The following is a 24,374-nucleotide window of genomic DNA, read 5'->3' on the forward strand; positions in this document are numbered from 1 at the left end:
AAGAATGAATTACCGACTATAATAGGAAATATGATTACAGGCGAGATAAAGAATAAGATTGACCAGATATGGGATACCTTCTTTGTGGCAGGTATTACTAATCCCATAACAGTATTGGAGCAGATGACCTATATTTTCTTCATGAAGTTGCTCGATGACAAGCAGCTGCAAGAAGAGGAGAATGCTCGCGACTGGGGTGCAGAAGTCCAGAATCCCACATTCCTCGACGGACAGCTTTGGGTGAATCCTGAGGCTATTTCGGATGAAGAGAAGAAGGGTGTCCCATACGAGAATCTTCGTTGGCATGTGTTTAAGAACTTCGGGTCTGACAACATGTTTAAGATTGTTCGCCAAAGTGTGTTTGAGTTCATCAAGCATATCGGAACAGGTGAGGAAAGTGCCTACAGTCGCTATATGAAGTCTGCCATATTCCTTATCCCCAATGCTCGCACGCTGACAAAGGTTGTAGATGGTGTAGATGCCCTAGACATGAACAATCGTGATGCTATGGGCGATGTCTATGAATACATCCTTGGCAAGATGGCAGCATCAGGCACTAATGGTCAGTTCCGTACTCCTCGCCACATCATCCGCATGATTGTGGAGATGATGGAGCCAACGCCCAAAGACTATATCTGCGACCCCGCAATGGGTAGTGCAGGTTTCCTCGTTGAGGCTGTAAAGTATATCAAGGAGAACTATGGGACAGCCATGTATGCTGCAGAAGAAGTTCATCACATGAAGACATCGATGATTAATGGTTACGATACAGACCAGACGATGCTTCGTATAGGTGCCATGAACCTGCTGCTTCATGACATTACTGCTCCAGAACTGGCCTGGCGCGACTCGTTGTCAGAACAGAACGATGATCAGAGTTGCTATACGCTCATCATGGCAAATCCTCCTTTCGCTGGCAGTCTGGACAAGGGCAACGTCAACAAGAAGATTCTGGCCTATGCCAATACGAGCAAGACAGAACTCTTGTTCCTTGCTCAGTTTGTGCGCTCTTTGGAGGTTGGTGGCCGTTGTGCCAGCATTGTTCCTGATGGCGTATTGTTTGGCACCAGCAAAGCCCATATTGCCATTCGTAAGGAGATAGTAGACAACCAGCAGCTGAAGGCTGTTATCTCTATGCCCAGTGGCGTCTTCAAGCCTTACGCTGGAGTAAGTACTGCCGTTCTAGTCTTCTCAAAGACGAATAGTGGTGGCACTGACAAGGTGTGGTTCTACGACATGAAGGCTGATGGCTTCAGTCTTGACGATAAGCGAAGCCCTATCAGCGAGAATGACATTCCTGATGTGGTATCTCGCTACCATAACCTGAAGGCCGAAGAGTCTCGCAGTCGCAAGGAGCAGAGTTTCTTTGTTCCTGTGGAAGAGATTCGCCAGAACAACTATGACCTTTCTATCAACAAGTACAAGGAGATAGAGAGGGAGAAGGTAGAGTACGAACCCATTGCAGACATCCTTACTCGTCTTGAAAAGACAGAAGGAGAATACCTGAAGGGATATAGCGAACTGTATAAGATGTTGAAAGGGGAATGATGATGGCACAGAAGAACGAAATACAAGAAACAGCTCGTATAGATGCCCTCTTTGAGAAGGTATCTGCACTCATAAATCAGGCCCGCAGACATGTTGCTACGACAATCAATGTGGCAGAGGTTTATACCAAATATCACATTGGACTATATATTGTTGAAGACGAACAGAAGGGCAAGTCACGTGCCGAGTATGGAAAGCAGGTTCTGAAAGTTTTATCATCCCGTTTGACTGAACGCTTTGGTGATGGTTGGTCTGTAGAAACATTGGATAAATGCAGAAAGTTTTATCGGGTATATTCTTCAAGGCAGATTTCGTCCACAATGCAGACGAAATTGAATATCGTCAACAGTGTAGACGATATTGATTATGCCCCCCATACCTCTGTTTCTGGAAAGGAGCAACACTATTGCCCCAATTTCTCTCTTTCATGGAGCCACTATCTTATTCTTATGCGGATTGAGAATCCCGATGCTCGTAGTTTCTATGAAATAGAATGTGCGCAACAGCAATGGAGTGTGCGGCAACTCTCTCGTCAGGTAGGCAGTAGCCTCTATGAACGTTTGGCTCTGAGTCGCAACAAGGATGAGGTGATGAGATTGGCAAAAGAGGGACAAACCATAGAGAAGCCTTCGGACATCATAAAAGACCCGCTGACTTTAGAGTTCTTAGGATTAAAGCCCGACTCTGCATATTCTGAGAGTAAGTTAGAGAATGCTATTATCAGCAAGATGCAGCAGTTTCTCCTTGAATTGGGAAAGGGATTCCTTTTCGAGGCACGCCAGAAGAGATTCACATTTGAAGAAGAGAACTTCTACGTTGACTTGGTTTTCTATAATCGTCTGTTGCAATGCTATGTGCTGATAGATTTAAAGGCAGACAAGCTGACTCATCAAGACCTCGGTCAGATGCAGATGTATGTCAACTACTATGATCGATTTGTGAAGCAGGACTATGAGAAACCTACCATCGGCATACTGCTTTGTGAGAGCAAGAAAGAAGCATTGGTAGAACTGACCCTGCCCAAGGATGCTAATATCTATGCTACGCAATATCAGCTCTATTTGCCAGACAAAAATTTGTTGCAGGCAAAAGTGAGAGAGTGGATTGCTGAGTTTAAAGAAACCAACGGAGAGACAGAATGAGAGAAGGGAAATGAAGATGGAACAGAAGAACAATACAATTGTCGCGACAGTGTCGACACAATCTATGATACAAGATTTGCGTCAGATTATTGAGCAGGCACGTGGTCATGTAGCCGCTACTGCCAATTACGAATTGACCATGATGTATTGGCATATAGGTGAGCGTATCAATCGTGAAGTGCTTGATAATCAGCGTGCTGAATATGGAAAACAAATTGTTGCGACAGTGTCGCAACAATTGCAGGCGGAGTATGGGGAGAAGGGATTTGAAAAGAGTTCCCTCACGAGGATGATGAAATTTGCAAAATTGTTTCCTGATAAGCAAATTGTTGCGACAGCGTCGCAACAATTGTCATGGTCTCATTTCGTAGAGATTTTGCCTCTTAGGGACGATCTTCAACGTGAATTCTATCTTACGTTAGCATCTTCTGAAAGATGGAGTATACGTCACCTTCGCAAAGAGATTGATGGTATGCTCTTTGAGCGCACAGCCATCAGCGGCAAACCTGACGAGTTCATTAAGAAAGAGCTATCCACTCTGCGCGATGACAATGTAATGTCTCCCGACCTTGTTTTCAAGAGCCCGTATTTCTTGGAGTTTACAGGACTGAAAGGAATGTACAGCGAAAAGAACCTTGAAGACAGTTTGATTGCCCACCTTGAGCAGTTCATCATCGAGTTGGGTAATGGATTCAGTTTCGTGGCACGTCAAAAACGAATGATCATCGACGGGCAGGACTTTTATCTTGATTTGTTGTTCTACCACCGCCGTCTGCATCGATTAATTGCGATTGATCTCAAATTAGGCAGTTTCAAAGCGCAATACAAGGGCCAGATGGAACTCTATCTGCGCTGGCTGGAAGCACACGAGATGGAACCAGGCGAAGAAACACCGTTGGGCTTATTGCTGTGCACAGAGGGCAGCGATGAACAAATAGAACTGCTGCAACTCGACAAGGCTGGCATTAAGGTGGCGAAGTATCTTACAGAATTGCCTCCACGCCATGTGCTGATGCAGCAGATTCAGAAATCTCTTGAGGCTGCCAAAACTCGATTTGATAATATTATTGAGGAAGACGAGCTATGAGAGAAGGGTGGACATATAAGAAATTGGGAGATATAGCTACTTTTATCAATGGTGATAGAGGTAAGAATTATCCTTCACAGAAAGATTTTGTTGATAAAGGTATACCTTTTATCAATGCAGGCCATATTATGGATGGCGAGATAGATTTTGATTCCATGAATTATATTACAGAAAATAAATATAATAGTCTTAATTCTGGAAAAATAGTAGATGGAGATATTCTGTTTTGTTTAAGAGGTTCATTGGGCAAGAAAGCCATCGTAAAAGGTGTAGCACAAGGTGCTATTGCCTCTTCTTTGGTAATAATTAGATGCAACGATGTATATAATCAATATCTATTCCATTATCTCAATAGTTCCTTTATATCTTCTTGTATATACAAAAGTAATAACGGAAGCTCTCAACCTAATCTTTCTGCTACAAGTGTAAGTGGATATATTATCCCTATTCCTTCTCTTCCCGAGCAGCAATCTATAGTTGCAGAGCTTGACAAGATTAATGAGCTGATAAGCCTAAAGAAGGCTCAGTTGAGTGACCTCGACAGTCTTGCTCAAAGCATATTCTATGATATGTTTGGTGACCCCATCGAAAATGAAAAAGGATGGGAAGTGAAGAATCTAAGTGATAATGTACAAGAAATGTTCTTGGGACCTTTTGGTAGTGCTCTAAAAGTAGATTCTTATGTTGAGAAGATAGATGCATTTTGTATGGTTTATGAGCAAAAACACGCCATTCAAGGTAGACTTGATTTAGAGAATCATTTTATCAATGAAGAAAAGTATAACTCATTAAGAAGGTTTGAAGTTAAGGGTGGTGATTTCATTATGAGTTGTCGTGGTACGATAGGCAAATTATATCAGTTACCAATAGATGCACCTAGAGGAATCATTCATCCGTCATTGATGAAGATAAGAATAAAAGAGGATGCTTATAATTCAACCTATTTCAAGTATATGCTTGTGAAGATAGTCGCAAATGAAAACACAAATGGTAATTGTGTTCAAATGGCGATAACAGCTAAGGAACTTGGCAAGAAGTCCCTTCCTCTCCCTCCTCTTTCTCTCCAGCAAGAATTTGCAAAGAGGATAGAGTTGATTGAGCAGCAGAAGGCGCAAATCAGTTCTACGATAAAAGACCTTGAAACATTGCTTGCATCAAGAATGCAGTATTGGTTTGACTAAAAACGTTAAGTGTTGGTTTGACTAAAAATTAAGTGATATGAAGAATTTCGACTTTATCCAACTATTAGCTCAACATATTCCGAGCTTTAGCAAACTGCATGCATATTGCGATAAGGCAGAAATATTTCAGAACTCTTATCCTGAGGAGTCTGCTACTAATGCCCGCAAGGCATTGGAATGGCTGGTGAAGCACCATCTCGCGATGGCATCAGCCAAGGTGGAGCAGAAGGAATCACTTAACGATATGCTGAAGCATCCGGAGATGGATGCCTTCATCAACTATGACTGGGAATTTGAGAAGAACATCTATACCGTCAAAAAGTTTGGCAACTATGCTTCTCATACTGGAACACAGGAGATCAAGAAGAATGATGCCTTCATCTGCTTGAGAGCCCTGTTCTATGTGGTGGAGGGCTTCCTGTATCGTTGGAAAGCGATGAAGAACATAGCAGCCTTTGATGCTACCTTGGTGCCACAAGTGCTGCCAGGAATGCAGGTATTAACTTCTCCTGAGCCAGAAGTGTCGCAAGAGGTTGTTGACAGCGTGCCCAAGGAGGTGATAGAAAACCCTGTCAAGCCTGTAGAGACACCCAAGGAGTCGCTTGCCAGCGAGGCAGTGACAAGAAGATGTCTCATAGACTATATGCTGAATGAAGCAAAGTGGGACATCCTGACAGTAAAGGGCGATATACAGGGAGGAAAGGCTTGCATAGAGGTTGAGGTGGAAGGTATGCCAACACCAAGCGGAAAGGGCTATTGCGACTATGTACTGTTTAGCAGGGGTGGAAAGCCTTTGGCAGTCGTAGAGGCTAAGAGTACCATACAGAGTGCAGGAAAAGGCAGAGCACAGGCCATACTGTATGCCGACTGTCTGGAAAAGAAATATGGCATTCGGCCTGTCATATATTATACCAATGGTTATGTGACAAAGGTTATTGACGGCTTGGGATATCCTGACAGGGATGTCATATCATTCCATAGTCATGACGACCTGGAATATATCATGCAGAAACGTGGCAGGGCCGACATCAAGGACTTGACCATAGACGAGACGATTACTGACAGACCTTATCAGAAGACGGCCATCAAGAGCCTCGTGGAATGGCTCAACATGAAGCATCGTCGTGGGTTGCTGGTGCTGGCTACTGGTACAGGAAAGACACGCGTCAGCATTTCGCTCTGCAAGCTGCTGTCAAACAATGACTGGATCAAGAACGTGTTGTTCCTTGCCGACAGAACAGAATTGGTGGGTCAGGCAAGAGGTAACTTTGAAAAGCTGTTGCCTAGTGAGTCGATGGCTTCACTGTCAGACGATGATGAGCCTGACTTGGAGGCTCGATTCATATTCTCCACATACCAGACGATGATCAACTACATCAATGAGTATGATGTGAAGTTCAGCGTGGGGCATTTTGACCTGATTATCATAGACGAGGCCCACAGATCTGTATTCGGAAAGTATGGAGCCATCTTCCAATACTTCGACTCGTTATTGATAGGTCTGACAGCAACACCTCGTGACGAGATAGACAAGAACACCTTCCGATTGCTGGAACTGGAGAACGAGCCCAACTTTGAATATACCTTTGACGAGGCAGTAAATGACGGATACCTTGTGGCTTACAAGGCAAAGCGCCATCACTCGAAGATGATCAACAAAGGCATCAAGTATGACGAACTGACTCCAGAACAGCGAGAGGAACTGGAAAAGGTGTGGGATTACGAGAAGATGCTGAAGGGCATCGACCCCAATGCGGAATACCATCGAGACATAGAAGGAAACGAGATATTCCGTTACCTCATCAATGACGATACGATAGACAATGTATTGTCAGAACTGATGGAAAACGGCTTGAAGATTAAGAGTGGCGAGGATATAGGAAAGACGATCATTTTTGCCTATAATCATAAACATGCTGAGAGAATAGTGGAACGCTTCCACGCACTATTCCCCAATCGTGGAGCAGACTATTGCCAGTTGATAGACAATCAGGTGAAGTACCACGATAAGTTGATAGCAAAATTCAAGGTTGCGGAAAGCCTGCCTCAGATAGCTGTCAGCGTGGATATGCTCGACACAGGTATTGATGTACCGGAAGTATTGAACTTGGTCTTCTTTAAGATTGTGAAGTCGAAGATAAAGTTTGAGCAGATGATAGGTCGAGGTACTCGCCTTTGTCCTGACCTCTTCGGAGAGGGTAAGAACAAGGAATGCTTCTATATTTTTGACTGGTGTGGCAACTTCGATTATTTCTCTAAGAAACCTGATGGCATAGATGCTTCAAACAGCAAGTCGTTGACAGAACGACTCTTCTCGCTGCGACTGGATATAGCAAAGGAACTGCAAAGTGCTGAGCATCAGGAGAAGGCATTTGACAAGCAGATGCATGACGACCTGAAGGTGCTTCTGCATCAACAGGTAAACGGCATTGTGAAAGAGCGGAAGGATGCCCGTTCCTATTGGAACATCATAGAGCCATTCCGTGATAAGGAGAAATGGACTTATCTCTCAGAGGTAGATGTCTTGCGCCTGAAGGAAATAGGGAAGCTGATACCACAAGATGATGATGACGAATCGGCAAAGAAATTCGACGTCATCATGCTTCACCTGCAGTTGGCTCATATCGACTCTACAGTTCGTGTGGGACAGTTTAGGCAGGTGGTAGTCAATGTGGCAGCTCATCTGGAAAAGAAAGGCTCCATACCTGCTGTGATGAAGCATCTAGACACCATCCGACAGGTTCAGCAACCACCATTCTGGGCGAACGAGAGCCTTGACAGTCTTGAGGGAGTAAGAACAGAACTGAGAGACCTGATAAAGCTGCTGGAGGGTACCAGGAAGAAGGAGAAGTTTATTATTGACATTGAAGACCCCTACGTCACAGTAGAGGGAGGAGAAGATGCAGTGATCCGTACTTCTTACAAGCAGAGAGTGGTAGACTATCTGGCACAAAATACAGGTAATCCAACACTCCAGAAGATACAGCAGTTTGAGCAGTTGACAGCAGCGGACTTCAAAGAACTGGAGCGAGTATTCTTTGAAGAACTGGGCAGTCGTGAAGAGTTTGACGAACTGGCAGAGGGACATCCATATAAAACCAATGTGGCTGCATTCATTCGTGTTGTCAATGGCATAGACAGGAAGAAAGCCCTCCAGATATATCAGAAGTTTATCAACGACAACAACCTGACGTCAGAACAAGAAAGATACCTGAAGAATATTCTCGACTATGTTAGCGTAAATGGCGATATAGAGGTCAGGAACTTCATGGAGTATCCTTTAAAGGCATTCAACTGGCGAGTTACCTTCGGCGCTAATTTCGTCAGCCTAAAGGACTTTGTGAAAGAAATCCATCAGGTTATTTCAATAACGGCGTGAATGCCAAGGGAGGATTATTATGACACTTATTTTGGGGATTTTATTACTATTCTTCGGATGGCTATTTATGGGGTGGGATTTCTTCCTGTACATCATAGTAGGGGTTATCATCTGTATGATTATTCAGTCCTTCCACCCCAAATTCTTTGACAATTGGCCTAAATTCTGACAACGGAAGCAATAAACTTCGACGAGTTGAAAAAGGAGACGTTTCTCTTTGTGTAAAAAGATTCCTGATACAAATTCAATCCCCTCGCCCATTTCTTCAAAAAGCGGGGGAAGTTTCTACTAATGGATGTCGTTCATTGCTATGCAAAGCTCCTCGGCCATATTATTCAGGTTCACGCAGTCGGCGCGACTGATGTGACGTTTACTGGCGTCATAAGGCCAAGGACATAGAATCAGCACCCTACCAGCTGCACAAGCATCGAAGAGGGCATCGGATGGCTTGTAATAATCACGGAAGCCATTGTCGGCAAGCAAGATGAAAGGGTGCAGCTCGCTTATCAGCACTTGCATCACCTGCTTTTCCTGTGGCGAGATGAAGGGCGACACCATCAGCACTCCTTTGCGAGCCTTTAGCACGCGGCTATTCATATAGTCACGAAGGGTCTGAGTGTCGCCATGCTCCGCTGCCTTCACCCATGCGCTGCGCACATGTACCACATCATAAGACTCAACATGCAGCAAGGCTACGTTACCCACACAGTCAAAGCTGCGGTCACCAATCACGATGCCTTTTTGCACTCTGAAGAAGCCTGGCATCAGGCGCTTCGTGGCTAAGCGCTGAGGGTTCATCCGCACGTAGTGCATCATCGTATGCAGCTGACCGCAGCGTGATAAAGGACGAATAAATGGCCGCTCTGTGAAAATAGGAAAAGCCCAGCCGCTTTCTTCCGCTGTGGTTTTTCTTTGGGGGGTTGTACCCGAATTAAATTCGGGGGGAACTGCCGAAGTGCTTAACTCGCTGGGAAATGCCAAAGTGCTTGATTCGGGAGAAACTGCCGAAGTGCTTAACTCGCTGGGAAATGCCGAAGTGCTGGCTTCTGTGGAAACTGCCAAAGTGTATGCGCGGCCCAGTTTTTTCACCCCTTGCCAGTATCCGCGAATTACGCTGCGTATGCTTGTATCCATGACCTTTGTCACCCGAATGATGGCATGCAGGTGGTCTGGCATTAGGCAAAACTGGTAAATGCGGATGGCGGGATAGTGCTTGCACATCACATATAGCTCATCAATAACGGCATTGCCCAATGCTGTGCGCTCCACCCGTGCCTGCGAAGGGTCGTTCTGAGGTATCACCAATGTGCCCAACAACGGCTGGCGTGACGGAACCGTCAACGTTACATGATAAGTACAAACGCCTTTCCATGCCGTGCCTGGCTCCTGCCATTGCCACTGGTCTTCTTTCATATAGTAATCTTTTTACCTCCTTGATGTTTTGAAGCGCAAAGGTACAAAAAATCCCGCTCATTTCAGCAACGAGCGGGGAAAGTTTCTTTTAATAGTTCCTGCGTCAACGAATTTATTGCGAGTCAGGCTCCTTTTCTTTAAGCACATCCCATTGGCGCTGATAGGCTTCTTCTTTTTCACGGAGTTCCTTTTGTGCTTTAGCCATATCACCATGCCTGCAAAACGTCTGTTCATTTTATTTTCAGTTCTGCCGGCAAAGATAAAACATTAAAATTTTGTTTTCATCGTTCTTTCTTGTTCTTTTGTTAAACCGTTAGTTTTATATGTATTAAAGTTGTATGATATATCTTAGGACTACAAATTACAACTTGATGCCATATTTAACGATGTGTTCTTCCATCATTCCCTTGGGCATGAAGCGGAGAAGGGTGTTGGTGATGGTGTTGAGCATGGACTGACGGATATAGTCTTCGCGGATGTAGAGCGACACACGGCGCTGGGAGAGGTAGTCGCCCTCGATGCGACGGACATTCTCGCGCTGACGCTCGGAAAGGAAAGGCAGATGCATCTCGGGGATGATGGTGAAACCTCCATTCTCGTCGACAATACGGATGAGCGTCTCGATGCTGCCTGCCTCGTAGATGCGGTTGCCCTTGGTGCGCGCCTTGCAAAAGCTGAAAGCGCTATCGCGCAAGCACTGGGCTTCTTTCATAATCCACATCTTCTCGTGCTCAAGGTTCTCGGGTTTGAAGACGGGAAGCTTGCGCCAGCAGTTTTCTGAGAGATAGACCATGAAGCGCTCGGTGTAGAGGGGCACCTCGAGAATGCCTGCACGAGCATTGCCACAAATGGCGATGCCGGCATCGAGATGGCCCAACATCAGTTCGGCCATCATGGGCTCGGCTTTCATCTCCTTGATGCTGAGCTTCACCTGCGGATAGTCTTCCATGTAGTGGCGTATGAACTGGGGCAAGACATACGGTGCAATGGTGGGACCAACACTCAGGTTGAGACTGCCGGCAATGGCTCCCTTGTCCTCTTCTACCAGTTCGGCCACGCGCTCGGCTTCGGCAATGGCTCGCTCGGCCTGACGGATAATCTTCTCGCCTACAATGGTGGGAACGACACTCTTGTTGCTACGGTCGAAGATGCGCACATCCAGTTCTTCTTCGAGTTTCACAAGCATCGCACTCAGCGTAGGTTGGGAAATGGCACAGGCCTCGGCAGCTTTGGCAAAACTGCGATAGCGGTCGATTGCTACGACATAGCGGAGTTGTTGAAGCGTCATGATGATTGGTGCTTTAATAGATAATTTCGATGCAAAGATAGATAAAATAATTCATACGTCTATCAAATTCTATGTAATTTTGCACCTGAAACACAGAACAAAGATTATTAAAGAACCAAAAGATTGAGAATTATGGAGAATATTAAAGACTACAAGCAGTATCTGAGAGGATACGATTTTGAAGATAATACGCCGGTAGTGATTGACTTCTACGCCACATGGTGCGGACCCTGTCAGGCTATGGCACCACTGTTGCAGCGACTGGCCAAGGAGAACGAAGGACGACTCAAGGTACTGAAGATAGATGTGGACAAGAACCAAGGCATTGCCCTTGCTGCCAAAATCATGTCGATACCCACCCTGTTCTTCATTGACAAGGATGGCAACATCAATCGCCACGTAGGCGGCATGCCTTATCAGAACCTGACAAAGCTTGCCGAAGAGATAATGGGATAATGATTATATAGCTAGCATTACTTTATCTGTTTTAATGCTAATTTGACAACCTGCTCTACTGGTAGAGCGGGTTGTTCTTGTAATATCTGTACCACAACCTTCTGAGTGGGAGCAGGTGCGAAGCCAAGCATGGTGAGCGCAGAGACTGCCTCGTCGCGAACTTCATTATTGACGGGAGCGGCAATCTGTCCGCCAGCGGGAATCTCGCTGGTGATACCCAGAGCCACAATCTTATCGCGCAAATCAACGATAATGCGCTGGGCTGTCATCTTGCCAATGCCCTTGATGCTCTGAATGAGCTTAGCATTGCCCGTAGAGATGGCTGCACACAACTCGCTAACGCTCATGCCTGAGAGCATCATGCGTGCCGTGTTGGCACCAACGCCACTGACGGTGATGAGGAGCTGGAACATCTCGCGCTCTTTCTTGGTGGCAAAGCCGTAAAGCACATAGGCATCTTCGCGAATGGCTTCATAGACATAGAGCTTTACCTCTTTTTTTCCCTGGATGGCACTAAATGTATTGAGCGAAATATTCATGCCGTAGCCTACGCCTGCTGCCTCGACGGTGGCCAAGGCTGGCGTCAGGTCGGTCAACTCTCCCTTGATATATTCAATCATATACTGAAATACTAATTAATAATCTACAAAAAATAAACGGGCACCAAGGCCCGTTTATTGTGTTTCTGCACGCAAAAGTGCGTGAATTTATTCTTTAGAAGTCGGTGTAGAACCAATCTCTGGGCACGCTCTGCTTCTCGGGCATCCAATTCCAGGTGTCTGATGTGGCGATAATCATAGGAGCCTCACCAGCCTTGGGGAATGGAATGACAAAGACAGAGACGTTGTCTTGCTGTCTAACCTTGACAGAGATGTTGTTGGTATAGGGATCCCAGCCTTCAACCTCGTACTCTTCTTCTAAATCTACATCGAGAACGCCCTTACGCTCAGGCAGTTCGGTAGAACCGATGGTCAGCTGGAAAGGCAGCACGCCACCCAGGTGACGAAGAACGGCCTTTTGTTTTTTCTCGGTGCCAACCAGCTCGTTGGAAGTTACCACACCGTTGGTCAGTGTTCTCTTATAGGTTGACTTGACAGTCTCGGTCACATCGACAACGATATCGTTGAAGTCGAAGTCGCCAATGCTACCCAGGTCTTCAATCATATAACGCTTAGTGATGCTAGAAGTGACATCGTACTGATCGTCGGTCACCTTGATTTCCTCGGGAACTTCAGGATTGCCCACGATGGCCAGAACCACATCGTTGTAGTCGTGGTCCGAGCCATTGCCGTTGTTGTCCTCAATACCGATATACTTGACAATAGCATTGTCGTGCATCTCTACGCCTTCAGGCTTTGCAGTGGTTTCTACGTAGATGGCCTGACCGTTGAAGGTACCAACCGTTGGCTTAGAGTTTTTGCCATCTTTCACATTGGCCAGATAGATCTCGATGGGTGTACCAACGGGAGCCTCGATGCGCAAACCTGGCATGTCTGTATATTGGGTCAGATAGAAGCCAACGAGCGTATAGACGCCCTTCAAGCCTTCGCCATTGACAAAGCCATGTGAATAGTCGGTCCAGTTCTTAGAATAGACCTTAACAGGTGCGGCATCGCCAACCTTCACATAGAGGTCGTGAGTCCAAGCACCCTGAACGCTGACAGGATAGATAGTGAACGAGTTGCTGGGAGCTGTCAACACAACGGGAACACCGGTGTGCTGCTGACCGTCGGGAAGGAAGGTCTTGATAGCGTCATAGAGCGACTTGTTCTTAGAACGGGCATTCATGGTTGTTTGCAAGCGGTTGCTCACTACTCTGTAGTCCAGGTAAAAGCTCAGACCGTCAACCAGCGTGGCATGGGTGCCTGTAGAGGCAGCACGAGTCTGTGATGCAGAAAAATCGGTCAAATCCCATGTTTTGTCTTGGCTGATTTCTCCATACTTAGTTTCGAACTGGTCTGCATACGACATCTTTTGTTTTTGTTCGATGTTAGCCGGATCAAAAAGGTCCTTCTCATTTGAGCAAGCCGTAAATGAAAGGATTGCTGCACATGCTATAAAAAAATTTTTCATCTTAAAAAAAACTATATACAATCGAAGTAATTAATAATCACTAGGTTTGGTTTACGAAATTAACGGGTGCAAAGTTACTACTTTTACTTTGAATACGAAACTTTTTTCGACATTATTTTTTTATAAGTATACATTATTATTGTAATAAACAGCGACTGAGCGTGCTTTTCAAGACGTGCGTCCAAAAGAATTTTAATATTTTTTTTATCCACAAGTCGCGCTATTCAAGAAAAAAGTAGTACTTTTGCACCCAGTTTTATACTCACAACACAAAAGAACAATGAAAAAAATCAGAGCAGCCGTAGTTGGTTACGGCAACATTGGTCGCTACGCCTTGGAGGCACTCGAAGCAGCCCCCGATTTCGAAGTAGCAGGTATCGTGCGCAGAAATGGTGCACAAGATAAGCCAGCCGAACTGGCACAGTATGAAGTCGTTAAGGACATCAAAGAACTGAAGGACGTTGATGTAGCCATCCTGGCCACACCTACCCGTTCGTGCGAGGAATATGCCAAACAAATTCTGCCACTGGGCATCAACACAGTGGACTCATTTGACATACACACCATGATTCGCGACTATCGTCGCAACCTGATGGAACTGAACAAAAAGACGGGCACCGTGAGCGTCATCGCTGCCGGATGGGACCCAGGTTCAGACTCTATCGTTCGCACACTGATGCAGAGCTTGGCTCCTAAAGGTCTGAGCTACACTAACTTTGGTCCTGGTATGTCTATGGGACACAGCGTATGCGTGCGCTCAAAGGCTGGCGTTAAGAATGCCCTTTCAATGACCATCCCCTTGGGTGAGGGCATCCACCGCCGCATGGTATATGTTGAGCTGGAAGATGGTGCAAGCCTGGACGAGGTGACAGCTGCTATCAAGGCTGACCCCTACTTTGCCAGCGACGAGACTCACGTGTTCCAGGTTGAGAGCGTTGACGACGTTCGCGACATGGGTCACGGCGTGAACTTGGTGCGCAAGGGCGTGAGCGGCAAGACTCAGAACCAGCGCCTGGAGTTCAACATGAGCATCAACAACCCTGCCCTGACTGGTCAGGTGTTGGTCAACGTGGCTCGCGCTTCTATGAAACAGGAGCCAGGATGCTACACGATGATTGAAATTCCTGTCATCGACATGCTGCCAGGCGACCGCGAAGACCTGATTGCACATCTGGTATAAGGGAAAGCGTTTTTAATATTTATACAAGAGAGAGGTGTAGTAATACATCTCTCTTTTTTTTGCACAAAACCCCTAAAATGTGCACGATAAAGGAACGTTTGTGCAATTTTTATACTTTTTACTTTGTTAAATGATAGAAATAACGTATCTTTGCACCCGCAAAATTTTGAACAAATAGTTTTATATACATTAATATATTATGGCTTTAAAGATTGTTGTACTGGCCAAACAAGTGCCAGACACCCGAAACGTGGGTAAGGATGCAATGACCGCAGAAGGAACCGTAAACCGTGCCGCCTTGCCCGCCATCTTCAATCCAGAAGATTTAAATGCCTTGGAGCAGGCCCTTCGCCTGAAGGAGCAGAACCCAGGCTCAACAGTTGGAATCCTCACCATGGGTCCTCCACGTGCAGGCGAAATTATCCGTCAGGGTCTTTATCGTGGCGCTGACACGGGTTGGTTGCTGACCGACCGTCTGTTTGCCGGAGCCGACACCCTTGCTACATCATATGCACTGGCTACTGCCATCAAGAAGATAGGCGATGTAGATATCGTTATCGGTGGTCGTCAGGCTATCGATGGTGATACTGCTCAGGTAGGTCCTCAGGTGGCTCAGAAGCTGGGCCTCAACCAGGTGACTTATGCTGAGGAGGTGCTCTCAGTGAAAGATGGCAAAGCTACTATCAAGCGCGTGATCGACGGTGGTGTAGAGACTGTAGAGGCTCCGCTGCCAGTAGTGATCACCGTGAACGGAAGTGCAGCTCCCTGTCGTCCTCAGAACGCTAAGCTGGTGATGAAGTACAAGCGCGCTACCTGTCCTATGGAGCGTCCTGCCGAGGGTACTGCCTACGACAACCTTTACGAGGAGCGTCCCTACCTGACACTGAACCAGTGGAGCGTAGCCGATGTGGATGGCGATGTAGCCCAGTGCGGTCTGAGTGGTTCGCCCACCAAGGTGAAGGCCATCAAGAACATCGTGTTCCAGGCTAAGGAGTCGAAGACTTTGACGGCTTCTGATGCTGATATCGAGGGTATGATCAAAGAATTGTTGGACGAAAAGATTATTGGTTAATTGAGATATGAACAACGTATTTGTATATTGCGAAATTGAAGGTACTCAGGTACAGGAAGTATCTCAGGAGCTGCTGACCAAGGGTCGTAAGCTCGCCAATGAACTGAACGTAGAGCTCCACGCCATTGTTGCCGGTACCGACATAAAGGGTAAGGTGGAGGATCAGATTCTGCCTTACGGTGTTGACAAGCTGTTTGTTTTCGACGCCAAGGACCTGTTCCCCTACACCTCAGCTCCCCACACTGATATTTTGGTGAACCTCTTCAAGGAGGAGCAGCCACAGATCTGTCTGATGGGTGCTACCGTCATCGGTCGTGACCTCGGTCCACGTGTATCGTCATCACTGACCTCTGGTCTGACTGCCGACTGCACAGAGCTGGAGATTGGTCCTTTCGAGGATAAGAAGAATAACAAGGTATATGAGAATCTGCTCTATCAGATTCGTCCTGCCTTCGGTGGTAACATCGTGGCTACCATCGTGAACCCCGACCACCGTCCTCAGATGGCTACTGTACGCTCTGGCGTGATGCAGAAGGCTATCTATGATGGTAAGGCTAAGAACGAGGTTGTTTACCCTGAGGTAAGCAAGTACGTAAGCCCCGAGGCTTTCGTAGTGAAGGTGCTCGACCACCACGTAGAGGCTGCCAAGCACAACCTGAAGGGTGCTCCTATCGTAGTAGCTGGTGGTTACGGCGTAGGCTCTAAGGAGAACTTCGACATGCTGTTCGAGCTCGCTAAGGTGCTCCATGGTGAGGTAGGTGGTAGCCGTGCTGCTGTAGATGCTGGCTGGCTCGACCACGACCGTCAGATTGGTCAGACTGGTGTTACCGTTCACCCCAAGGTGTACATCGCCTGTGGTATCTCTGGACAGATTCAGCACATCGCTGGTATGCAGGACTCTGGTATCATCATCAGCGTTAACTCTGATCCCGATGCTCCTATCAACCGCATCGCCGACTATGTCATCAACGGCACTGTCGAGGAGGTAGTTCCCAAACTCATTAAGTATTACAAGCAAAATTCGAAATAAATCATGGCAAACTATTATAGTGATCACCCAGAGATTGGGTTCTATCTGAACCATCCTCTGATGAAGCGCATCGTTGAGCTCAAGGAACGCAACTTTGAAGATGCCAAGAAGTACGATTACGCTCCCGTTGACTTGGCTGATGCCATCGAGAACTACAAGCAGATTCTCGACATCACAGGCGACGTGGCTGCCAATATCATCGAACCAAACTCTGAGAGCGTTGACCTCGAAGGTCCACACCTCGAGAACGGCCGTATGATCTACGCCTCTAAGACTTACGAGAACATCGACGCCACCCGTAAGGCTGGTCTGTGGGGTGTTTCTATGCCTCGTCGTTACGGCGGTCTGAACCTGCCTAACACTGTGTTCTCTATGCTGTCTGAGATGATTTCCTCTGCCGATGCCGGTTTCCAGAACATCTGGAGCTTGCAGAGCTGTATCGATACCCTCTATGAGTTTGGTAGCGAGGAGCAGCGTCAGAAGTATATCCCCCGCGTTTGCGCTGGTGAGGGTATGTCTATGGACTTGACCGAACCTGATGCTGGTTCTGACCTGCAGCGCGTGATGCTGAAGGCCACCTTCGACGAGAAGGAGAACTGCTGGCGCCTGAATGGTGTGAAGCGCTTCATCACCAATGGTGATAGCGACATCCACCTCGTGCTGGCTCGTTCTGAGGAGGGCACCAAGGACGGACGTGGTCTGTCTATGTTCATCTACGACAAGCGCCAGGGCGGTGTTGACGTTCGTCACATCGAGCACAAGCTGGGTATCCATGGTTCACCCACCTGTGAGCTGACCTATAAGAACGCGAAGGCAGAGCTCTGCGGTAGCACTCGTCTGGGTCTGATCAAGTATGTGATGGCTCTGATGAACGGTGCCCGTCTGGGTATCGCTGCTCAGAGTGTAGGCGTTGAACAGGAGGCTTACAACGAGGGTCTGGCTTACGCTAAAGAGCGTCAGCAGTTTGGTGAGGCTATCATCAACTTCCCCGCTGTTTACGATATGCTCTCTCGCATGAAGGCTAAGCTCGATGCTGGTCGTTCACTGCTGTACGAGACAGCCGCATATGTAGATATCTACAAGTGCCTCGAGGATATCGAGCGCGACCGCAAGCTCACTCCCGAGGAGAAGCAGGAGTTGAAGAAGTACCAGCGCTTGGCTGATGCCTTCACACCTCTGGCTAAGGGTATGAACTCTGAATATGCCAACCAGAACGCTTACGATGCTATCAGCATCCACGGTGGTTCAGGTTTCATCATGGAGTACAAGAGCCAGCGTCTGTTCCGCGACGCACGTATCTTCTCTATCTACGAGGGTACCACTCAGTTGCAGGTTGTAGCTGCTATCCGTTACATCACCAACGGCACCATGCTCCAGAACATCAAGGAGATGGCTGCAAGCATCGAGTGCTGCGACTGCGTAGCTGGTCTGAAGGCTCGTGTTGAGAAGCTCATCCCCGTTTACGAGGAGGCTTTGGCCAACGTGAAGGCTCTCGACAATCAGGATGCACACGACTTCCTGGCTCGTCGTCTCTACGATATGACTGCTGAGTTGGTAATGAGTCTGCTCATTATCCGCGATGCCAGCAAGGCTCCCGAGCTCTTCAAGAAGAGTGCCAACGTCTATGTTCGCATGACCGAGGAGAACGTTTGCGGTAAGGCTGCCTACATCAAGAACTTCCGCGTAGAAGACCTTGAGAGCTTCCGCGCTGCAGAGAAAGAGGCTGAGTAAAAGCAATAACCTATCCGCATCCCGCGGATAAGCATTCCATATCAAAAAGGAGCATGTTCTATTTCGAGCATGCTCCTCTTTTTATAACAATAAAGGCGTCATCTTCCATTCGGATGATGACGCCTTTATTTTAGACTGATTGGTCTTATTCTCCGTAAACCTTGGTGGTATGATTGATAACAAGGCCTAAAAGGATGCTCTTGTCCACATATTCCACCTGATGGATCTTGGTAATGCCACCGTTCTGTGCGGCTTTTTTGATATCATTCTGCTCACCCTTAGACGACCAAAGACCAAGAATGATGCTCGACTTTGCTTCGCCTACTTTGGAACCGATGGTATCGTTAGAGATACTTGCGCCTGAATTAATAGTAACACAACTTGTAAGAGTAGTAGCAAACAGAGCAGCTACTGCCATTTTAAGTACATTTTTCTTCATTGTCTCAATTAGGTTTGATGTTAAAACTATGTTGATTGATATATCTACAAAAGTATCATGCTGTTTACAGCACCTTTGGCTCGGCTACCTCTTGACCACGACAGAAGCGGTGAATAATCTGGCGATCATCGCCTACGTAGATGAAACGCTCAAGACGATGTAGTAAAGAATACTCGGAAGGATAGAGCACGGCATCGTCGATGACTAGAGCATCGAATTCATAGCCGGGCTCGAAACTACCCACCTTACCGAAGAAGGAACCTGCCGACTTGGTGGCAATCCAGAACACTTCGGGCAATGTGAGGAATGCCTTGCTGTGGTCTTGCTGATAATGCATCTTGCTGACCTGGATGGCATAGACCAACATGCGGAACATGTTGAGGTCGTGACCACCGCTGATGTCACTGCCAAGGCCGATGCGCAGACCTTCGTCGAGCAACGAACGGATAGGCGCCAAACCCGACGACAAGTTGAAGTTGGACGTAGGACAATGAGCCACCATCACGCCATTACGCTTCATCAGTTCCAGTTCCTTTCCATGCGTCCACACGCAGTGGGCCATGATGGTGGGCGTCTGTCCGAAGAGTCCATAGCGGTTGTAGGCATCGCCATAGCTTTCGCTTTCAGGCTCCAGTTCCTGCACCCAGGCAATCTCGGAGGTATTCTCTGACAGGTGCGACTGCACCGGCAACTGGTACTGCTGCGCCAGTTGGCCACAGGCGCGAAGTAACTCGGGCGTGCACGAAGGCACAAATCGGGGCGTGATGATGGGACGGACAAGAGATGGCACCTCACCCCCGGCCTCTCTCCCAGAGGCGAGGGGAGAAAAGTCCTTAATCAGCTGTTCCATGCCCTCGATATAGGCATCGACATCCTCAGAGAGATTGTCGGGACAATTACGATTCATGGCTACCTTACCCACCATGGCGCCCATGCCTGCCTCCTGATAGAGCTGCATCAGACAGCGGGTGCTCTCGGTATGAATGGTGCCGAAGACCACGCTGCGCATGGTGCCAAAGAGCCATTGTGTGTGGAGGAAGCGGCGATACATACGCTCGGCATACTTCACATCGGCATACTTGGCTTCCTCGGGGAAGGTGTAATTCTGCAACCATGGCAGTAACTCCAAGTCCATGGCCACAGCCTGATTGTGCACCTGAGGTGCATGGACATGCATATCGTTCATGGCAGGGATGAGCAGCTTGTCGCCAAAATCGATGACCTCGGCATCGGGACAGTTCAGGTCCTTCAAGTGGCTTGCCACGCCCAGCACGTAACCATCTTCCACTGCTATATAACCATTTTCATAGACTTCGAAACGGTCTTTTTCCTTTGTAAAAAGGATGTGTGCCTTATATACTTTTTTCATTGTGAAAAGACATTATGTATTATTAGTTCTCGGTTGCAAAGATACGAAAAAAACTGATTAATGACATGGTTAGTCGAAAAAAATTAGTACCTTTGCAGCCTATACAATCATATTATTACAAGCTACAATGACAACGAAACTATTTTCTACGATGACAGCCCTGCTGCTGGGTCTTTCGGCCTCGGCGCAAGGCTTCGACAACCTACCCGACCCTATTGAAGATGTCAACAAGGTGGTGGACAACACCCCCGACTCTATCGCCAAGGCTCTGATGTCGCGCCCCGCGCCCGGCAGCAGTCGCAAAGGCAATAACCCCGTGCTGTATCTCATCGGTAATTCCACGATGCGCAATGGCACCAAGGGCGATGGCTCTAACGGTCAGTGGGGCTGGGGCTACTATGCCAACAAATATTTTGACGAGACCAAGATTACGGTAGAGAACCAGGCACTGGGCGGCATGTCCACACGTACGTTCTATACCGACCTGTGGCCCGCCGTTCGCGAGGCACTGAAACCAGGCGACTGGGTCATCGTGTCTATCGGCCACAACGACAATGGCGAGTTCTTCGACAAGAAGCGTGCACGCGCCGTGATTCCCGGCGTTGACCCCGACACACTGTACATCGGCTTCAACCAGCGCACGCAGAAAACAGATACCGTCTATTCGTACGGTGCTTACCTGCATCGCTACATCTCGGAAATCAGAGCCAAGGGTGCCAATCCCATTCTGATGTCGCTGACGCCTCGCGATGCCTACGATGATAAAGGCAAGATTGTACGCAAGCCCCACTCTATGTGGGCAGCCTACATGGCTGCCGTAGAAGGGGTACCATACGTCGATCTGAACGAGATCAGCGGACAGAAGCTAGACAGCTATAGTCACTGGAAAGAGCAGTACCACTTCCTGGGCGATAAGATACACACCTCGAAGTTTGGCGCAGAGATGAATGCCCGCTCAGCAGCAGAGGGCCTATGGCAGAGCCAGAACCCACAGTTGAAGCCCCTGCAGGCCATGATGAAAAACGTAGAGCCCGAGGTCTATCGCGTGGATCGCAGCAGCGGAAAGCCAGCTGTCTTCTTCACGGGCGACTCTACCGTGAAGAATGCCGACAAGGAGGAAGACGGCATGTGGGGATGGGCTACACAGGCCGCCACTGTTTTTGACGAATCTAAGATTACGCTGGTCAACGCGGCACGTGCCGGACGCTCTACACGTTCGTTCATTCGCGAGGGACTGTGGGATAAAGTTTACAACTCGCTGCAGCCTGGCGACTTCGTGACTATCCAGTTTGGCCACAACGACATCTGTCCCATCACCGACGCCAAAGCTCGTGGCGTGATTCCCGGCACCAAAGACACCCTGCACGTCTATCATCTGGACAACGACACCTACGAGGTGGTTTACTCGTTTGGCTGGTATCTGAAAAAGATGATTGACGACGTACGCGAGAAGGGTGCCACACCCATTCTGGTGTCGCTGACGCCACGCAACGAGTGGCCCGGTGGAAAGGTGGAGCGTCGCGACGACTCCTATGGTAAATGGTATCGCGAGGTGGTGGCTGAAACCGGCGTAGAGTTTGTGGATATGCACAATATCTCGGCCGACTTTCTCGACAAGAAGTTCAGTGTGAAGAAGTTGCCTGCCGACAAGGCAAAAGCGCAAGCTAAAATAGCACAGATCAAAGAGAAGGCCGGTGCCAAATACTTCAAGAAAGACCACACGCATGCCTCAAAACTGGGTGCACAGATGAACGCCCAGTCGATGGCCAAGGGACTTCGCGCCAATGGTTCGGAACTGGCAAAATACTTAAAGAAAAAGTAAGGTTACGGAAAACCCTTAGTTGGGTTACGGAAAACCTTAGGTTTGGTTACGGCAAAGTGGCACTTTAGTTACGGCAAACTATAGGTTTAGTTACGGGAAACTATAGGTTTGGCAGCACCAAACAAATCGCTTCATACCGAGTGGGGAAAAAACTAAAAATACTTTTGGTTTTTTTCCCACTTATTATTATCTTTGCAGCATGATAGACAGAGCGACCGTCGAGAAGATTGTTGACGCAGCAAAAATCGTTGATGTGGTTGGAGAGTTCGTAACGCTGAAGAAAAGCGGTGTGAACTATAAGGGACTTTGTCCTTTCCATGATGACCGTAACCCTTCGTTCATGGTGTCACCAACGAAGAACATCTGTCACTGTTTCGTGTGTGGCAAGGGCGGCACCCCTGCCAACTTCCTGATGGAGCACGAGCAGATCACCTACCCCGAAGCCCTGCGCTGGTTGGCCAAAAAGTACAACATTGAAATCGTTGAAAAAGAGCTCACCGACGAAGAACGCCAAGAGCAGAACGACCGCGAGTCAATGTTCATTGTCAACGAATGGGCCAAGGACTATTTCCACAATATTCTTCTGAACGATCCCGATGGACTGGCCATCGGCAAACAGTACTTCCGCAGCCGTGGCATCCGCGATGACATCATAGAGAAATTTCAGTTGGGCTACTCGCCCCAGAAGCGCGATGCCCTTTTGCTGGCATCCAAGGAGAAAGGCTACAAACAGGAGTTTCTCGTCAAAACCGGCTTGTGCATAGAGAACGAACGCGGCGCCTACGATCGCTATAGCGGACGCGCCATCTTCCCCTGGTTCAACATCAGCGGCAAGGTGGTGGCCTTCGGCGGACGTGTGCTGGACTCACGCACCAAGGGCGTGGCGCAGAAATATGTCAACTCGCCCGACTCCGACATCTACCACAAGGAGCGCGAGCTCTATGGTCTCTACCAAGCCAAGCGCGCCATCGTGAAGGAAGACATGGTATATATGGTGGAAGGTTATACCGACGTCATCGCCATGCATCAAGCTGGTATAGAGAACGTGGTGGCCAACAGTGGCACGGCGCTATCTACCCACCAGATACACATGCTGCACCGCTTCACCAACAACATCACGTTGCTCTACGATGGTGACGAGGCAGGTATCCATGCTGCCATGCGTGGTACCGACATGCTGTTGGCTCAAGGCATGAACATACGCGTGCTGCTACTGCCCGATGGCGACGACCCCGACTCGTTTGCCCGCAAGCACTCTACCGAAGAACTGAAGCGATACATCAACGAGAACCAGACCGACTTCATCACCTTCAAGAGCCGACTGACCGTCGAGAATGTGACGGATCCCATCAAGCGTTCGGAAGCCATCGTCGGCATACTTAAAAGCATCTCGGTGATTCCCGACAGCATTCTGCGCAATGAGTACACCAGCAACTTGTCTCACCGCCTCAACATCAAGGAAGAGACGCTCATTGCCGAGATGAACAAATGCATCAGCAAGAACGTCGAGGAGAAACAGAAAGAGCAAGAACGTGAGGAGCAGAAAGCCGCAAGCAATGCCGACGAAGACATACAGCCCCTCACCCTTCATACCGCTGCAGAACAATCCACACAGGTGGAACTGATGCTGGTAAGAGAGATTGTACGACACGGCAGCGACATCATATATAAGGATGTGGCAACAGAAGACGGACAGACCATATCGCTCACCGTAGCACAATATATCCACTACGACCTCAGTCAGGACGGCATCACCTTTGTGAGTCCGCTTCACAACCGTATCTTGGAGGAAGCAGTGACACAATGCGAGAATCCTGACTTCAAATCGCAGATCTACTTCTGCAGTCATCCCGACATAGAAATCAGTAAGTTGTCCACTCAACTGGCCATAGACCGCCATCAACTGGGCGGACGTTTCTCTAAAGAGGACGATGAGCAGAACTTGCGGCAGCGCGTGTTGCACCTCATCATGGACTACCGCATGAACATCATAGAGAACAAGTTGAAGGAGATCAATCAGCAACTGAAACAGGTGAACGGCAACATGGAGCGCACCATGGAACTGCTCAAGGAGCACATGAAAATAAAGGAGCTGCGCGACGCACTGGCCAAGAACCTAGGCAGCGACTTGATTTTGAAATAACCGACTGAAACACTAGCAGCC

The 24,374-nt window shown here is 48.0% G+C and carries 18 protein-coding genes; 12 read left to right on the forward strand and 6 right to left on the reverse strand.

The genetic code is table 11. The annotated features are described in order from the left end of the window. Positions 1-30: 30 nt before the first annotated feature. From T433_RS0103745 to T433_RS0103765, 5 genes are read left to right on the forward strand one after another with little or no spacing between them, the layout of a single operon-like run. Complete coding sequence (locus tag T433_RS0103745) at positions 31-1,548, forward strand: class I SAM-dependent DNA methyltransferase (RefSeq protein WP_027454907.1); 1,518 nt, start codon at positions 31-33, stop codon at positions 1,546-1,548. Next, positions 1,548-2,690, forward strand: a complete 1,143-nt coding sequence (locus T433_RS0103750) for a PDDEXK nuclease domain-containing protein (RefSeq protein WP_428837370.1) — start codon at positions 1,548-1,550, stop codon at positions 2,688-2,690. The genes T433_RS0103745 and T433_RS0103750 overlap by 1 nt, the downstream gene beginning before the upstream one ends. A gap of 16 nt (positions 2,691-2,706) precedes the next feature. After that, a complete protein-coding gene (locus tag T433_RS0103755; protein WP_044109184.1) occupies positions 2,707-3,777 on the forward strand; it encodes a PDDEXK nuclease domain-containing protein in 1,071 nt (356 codons plus the stop codon). Beyond that, positions 3,774-4,958, forward strand: a complete 1,185-nt coding sequence (locus T433_RS15800) for a restriction endonuclease subunit S (RefSeq protein ID WP_052356974.1) — start codon at positions 3,774-3,776, stop codon at positions 4,956-4,958. Before T433_RS0103755 ends, T433_RS15800 begins: the two co-directional genes overlap by 4 nt. Before the next feature lie 37 nt (positions 4,959-4,995). After that, the gene (locus T433_RS0103765) at positions 4,996-8,337 is read left to right on the forward strand and encodes a type I restriction endonuclease subunit R (RefSeq protein ID WP_027454910.1); all 3,342 of its coding nucleotides are present in this window, start codon (positions 4,996-4,998) and stop codon (positions 8,335-8,337) included. A 288-nt stretch (positions 8,338-8,625) separates the two neighbouring features. Here the strand turns inward: T433_RS0103765 and T433_RS0103775 are convergent, their stop codons facing one another. Beyond that, on the reverse strand, positions 8,626-9,750 hold the full coding sequence (locus tag T433_RS0103775; protein WP_027454911.1) for a transposase: 1,125 nt from the start codon (positions 9,748-9,750) through the stop codon (positions 8,626-8,628). Positions 9,751-10,111: 361 nt separating this feature from the next. Beyond that, positions 10,112-11,038 (reverse strand): LysR family transcriptional regulator, encoded by a 927-nt coding sequence (locus T433_RS0103785; protein WP_027454912.1) that lies wholly within the window; start codon positions 11,036-11,038, stop codon positions 10,112-10,114. A 132-nt stretch (positions 11,039-11,170) separates the two neighbouring features. Here T433_RS0103785 and trxA point away from each other — a divergent pair, with 132 nt between their 5' ends. Then, a complete protein-coding gene (gene trxA, locus T433_RS14545; RefSeq protein WP_052342061.1) occupies positions 11,171-11,494 on the forward strand; it encodes a thioredoxin in 324 nt (107 codons plus the stop codon). Between the two features lie 17 nt (positions 11,495-11,511). On the opposite strand, the gene ruvA is transcribed toward trxA, so the two are convergent. Together ruvA and T433_RS0103805 are read right to left on the reverse strand one after the other, a co-directional pair. Continuing rightward, complete coding sequence (ruvA, locus tag T433_RS0103800; protein WP_027454913.1) at positions 11,512-12,114, reverse strand: Holliday junction branch migration protein RuvA; 603 nt, start codon at positions 12,112-12,114, stop codon at positions 11,512-11,514. A 94-nt stretch (positions 12,115-12,208) separates the two neighbouring features. Further along, entirely contained in the window at positions 12,209-13,567 is a 1,359-nt protein-coding gene (locus T433_RS0103805; protein WP_155808331.1) for a hypothetical protein, read from the reverse strand. A 280-nt stretch (positions 13,568-13,847) separates the two neighbouring features. Here T433_RS0103805 and T433_RS0103810 point away from each other — a divergent pair, with 280 nt between their 5' ends. From T433_RS0103810 to T433_RS0103825, 4 genes are all read left to right on the forward strand, one after another. Beyond that, the gene (locus tag T433_RS0103810) at positions 13,848-14,747 is read left to right on the forward strand and encodes a diaminopimelate dehydrogenase (protein WP_027449594.1); all 900 of its coding nucleotides are present in this window, start codon (positions 13,848-13,850) and stop codon (positions 14,745-14,747) included. Positions 14,748-14,946: 199 nt separating this feature from the next. After that, positions 14,947-15,819, forward strand: a complete 873-nt coding sequence (locus T433_RS0103815) for an electron transfer flavoprotein subunit beta/FixA family protein (RefSeq protein WP_027449595.1) — start codon at positions 14,947-14,949, stop codon at positions 15,817-15,819. Between the two features lie 7 nt (positions 15,820-15,826). Continuing rightward, positions 15,827-16,849, forward strand: a complete 1,023-nt coding sequence (locus T433_RS0103820) for an electron transfer flavoprotein subunit alpha/FixB family protein (RefSeq protein WP_027454915.1) — start codon at positions 15,827-15,829, stop codon at positions 16,847-16,849. Positions 16,850-16,852: 3 nt separating this feature from the next. Continuing rightward, positions 16,853-18,580 carry an acyl-CoA dehydrogenase family protein gene (locus T433_RS0103825; protein ID WP_027449597.1) on the forward strand — a complete coding sequence of 576 codons (1,728 nt, stop codon included), beginning with the start codon at positions 16,853-16,855 and terminating at the stop codon, positions 18,578-18,580. Between the two features lie 145 nt (positions 18,581-18,725). Here T433_RS0103825 and T433_RS0103830 read toward each other — a convergent pair whose 3' ends face one another. Together T433_RS0103830 and T433_RS0103835 are read right to left on the reverse strand one after the other, a co-directional pair. Continuing rightward, positions 18,726-19,019 (reverse strand): TRL domain-containing protein, encoded by a 294-nt coding sequence (locus tag T433_RS0103830; RefSeq protein ID WP_027454916.1) that lies wholly within the window; start codon positions 19,017-19,019, stop codon positions 18,726-18,728. Between the two features lie 64 nt (positions 19,020-19,083). Further along, positions 19,084-20,388 (reverse strand): amidohydrolase family protein, encoded by a 1,305-nt coding sequence (locus T433_RS0103835; protein WP_027454917.1) that lies wholly within the window; start codon positions 20,386-20,388, stop codon positions 19,084-19,086. Positions 20,389-20,515: 127 nt separating this feature from the next. Here T433_RS0103835 and T433_RS0103840 point away from each other — a divergent pair, with 127 nt between their 5' ends. Both T433_RS0103840 and dnaG read left to right on the forward strand, forming a co-directional pair. Beyond that, positions 20,516-22,210 carry a GDSL-type esterase/lipase family protein gene (locus T433_RS0103840; protein ID WP_027454918.1) on the forward strand — a complete coding sequence of 565 codons (1,695 nt, stop codon included), beginning with the start codon at positions 20,516-20,518 and terminating at the stop codon, positions 22,208-22,210. Between the two features lie 199 nt (positions 22,211-22,409). After that, positions 22,410-24,353, forward strand: coding sequence for a DNA primase (gene dnaG, locus T433_RS0103845; protein ID WP_027454919.1), 1,944 nt, complete (start codon positions 22,410-22,412; stop codon positions 24,351-24,353). The last annotated feature ends 21 nt before the right edge of the window (positions 24,354-24,374 follow it).

This window comes from Xylanibacter brevis ATCC 19188 (genome assembly GCF_000621725.1).
In the GTDB taxonomy this organism is placed as follows: domain Bacteria; phylum Bacteroidota; class Bacteroidia; order Bacteroidales; family Bacteroidaceae; genus Prevotella; species Prevotella brevis.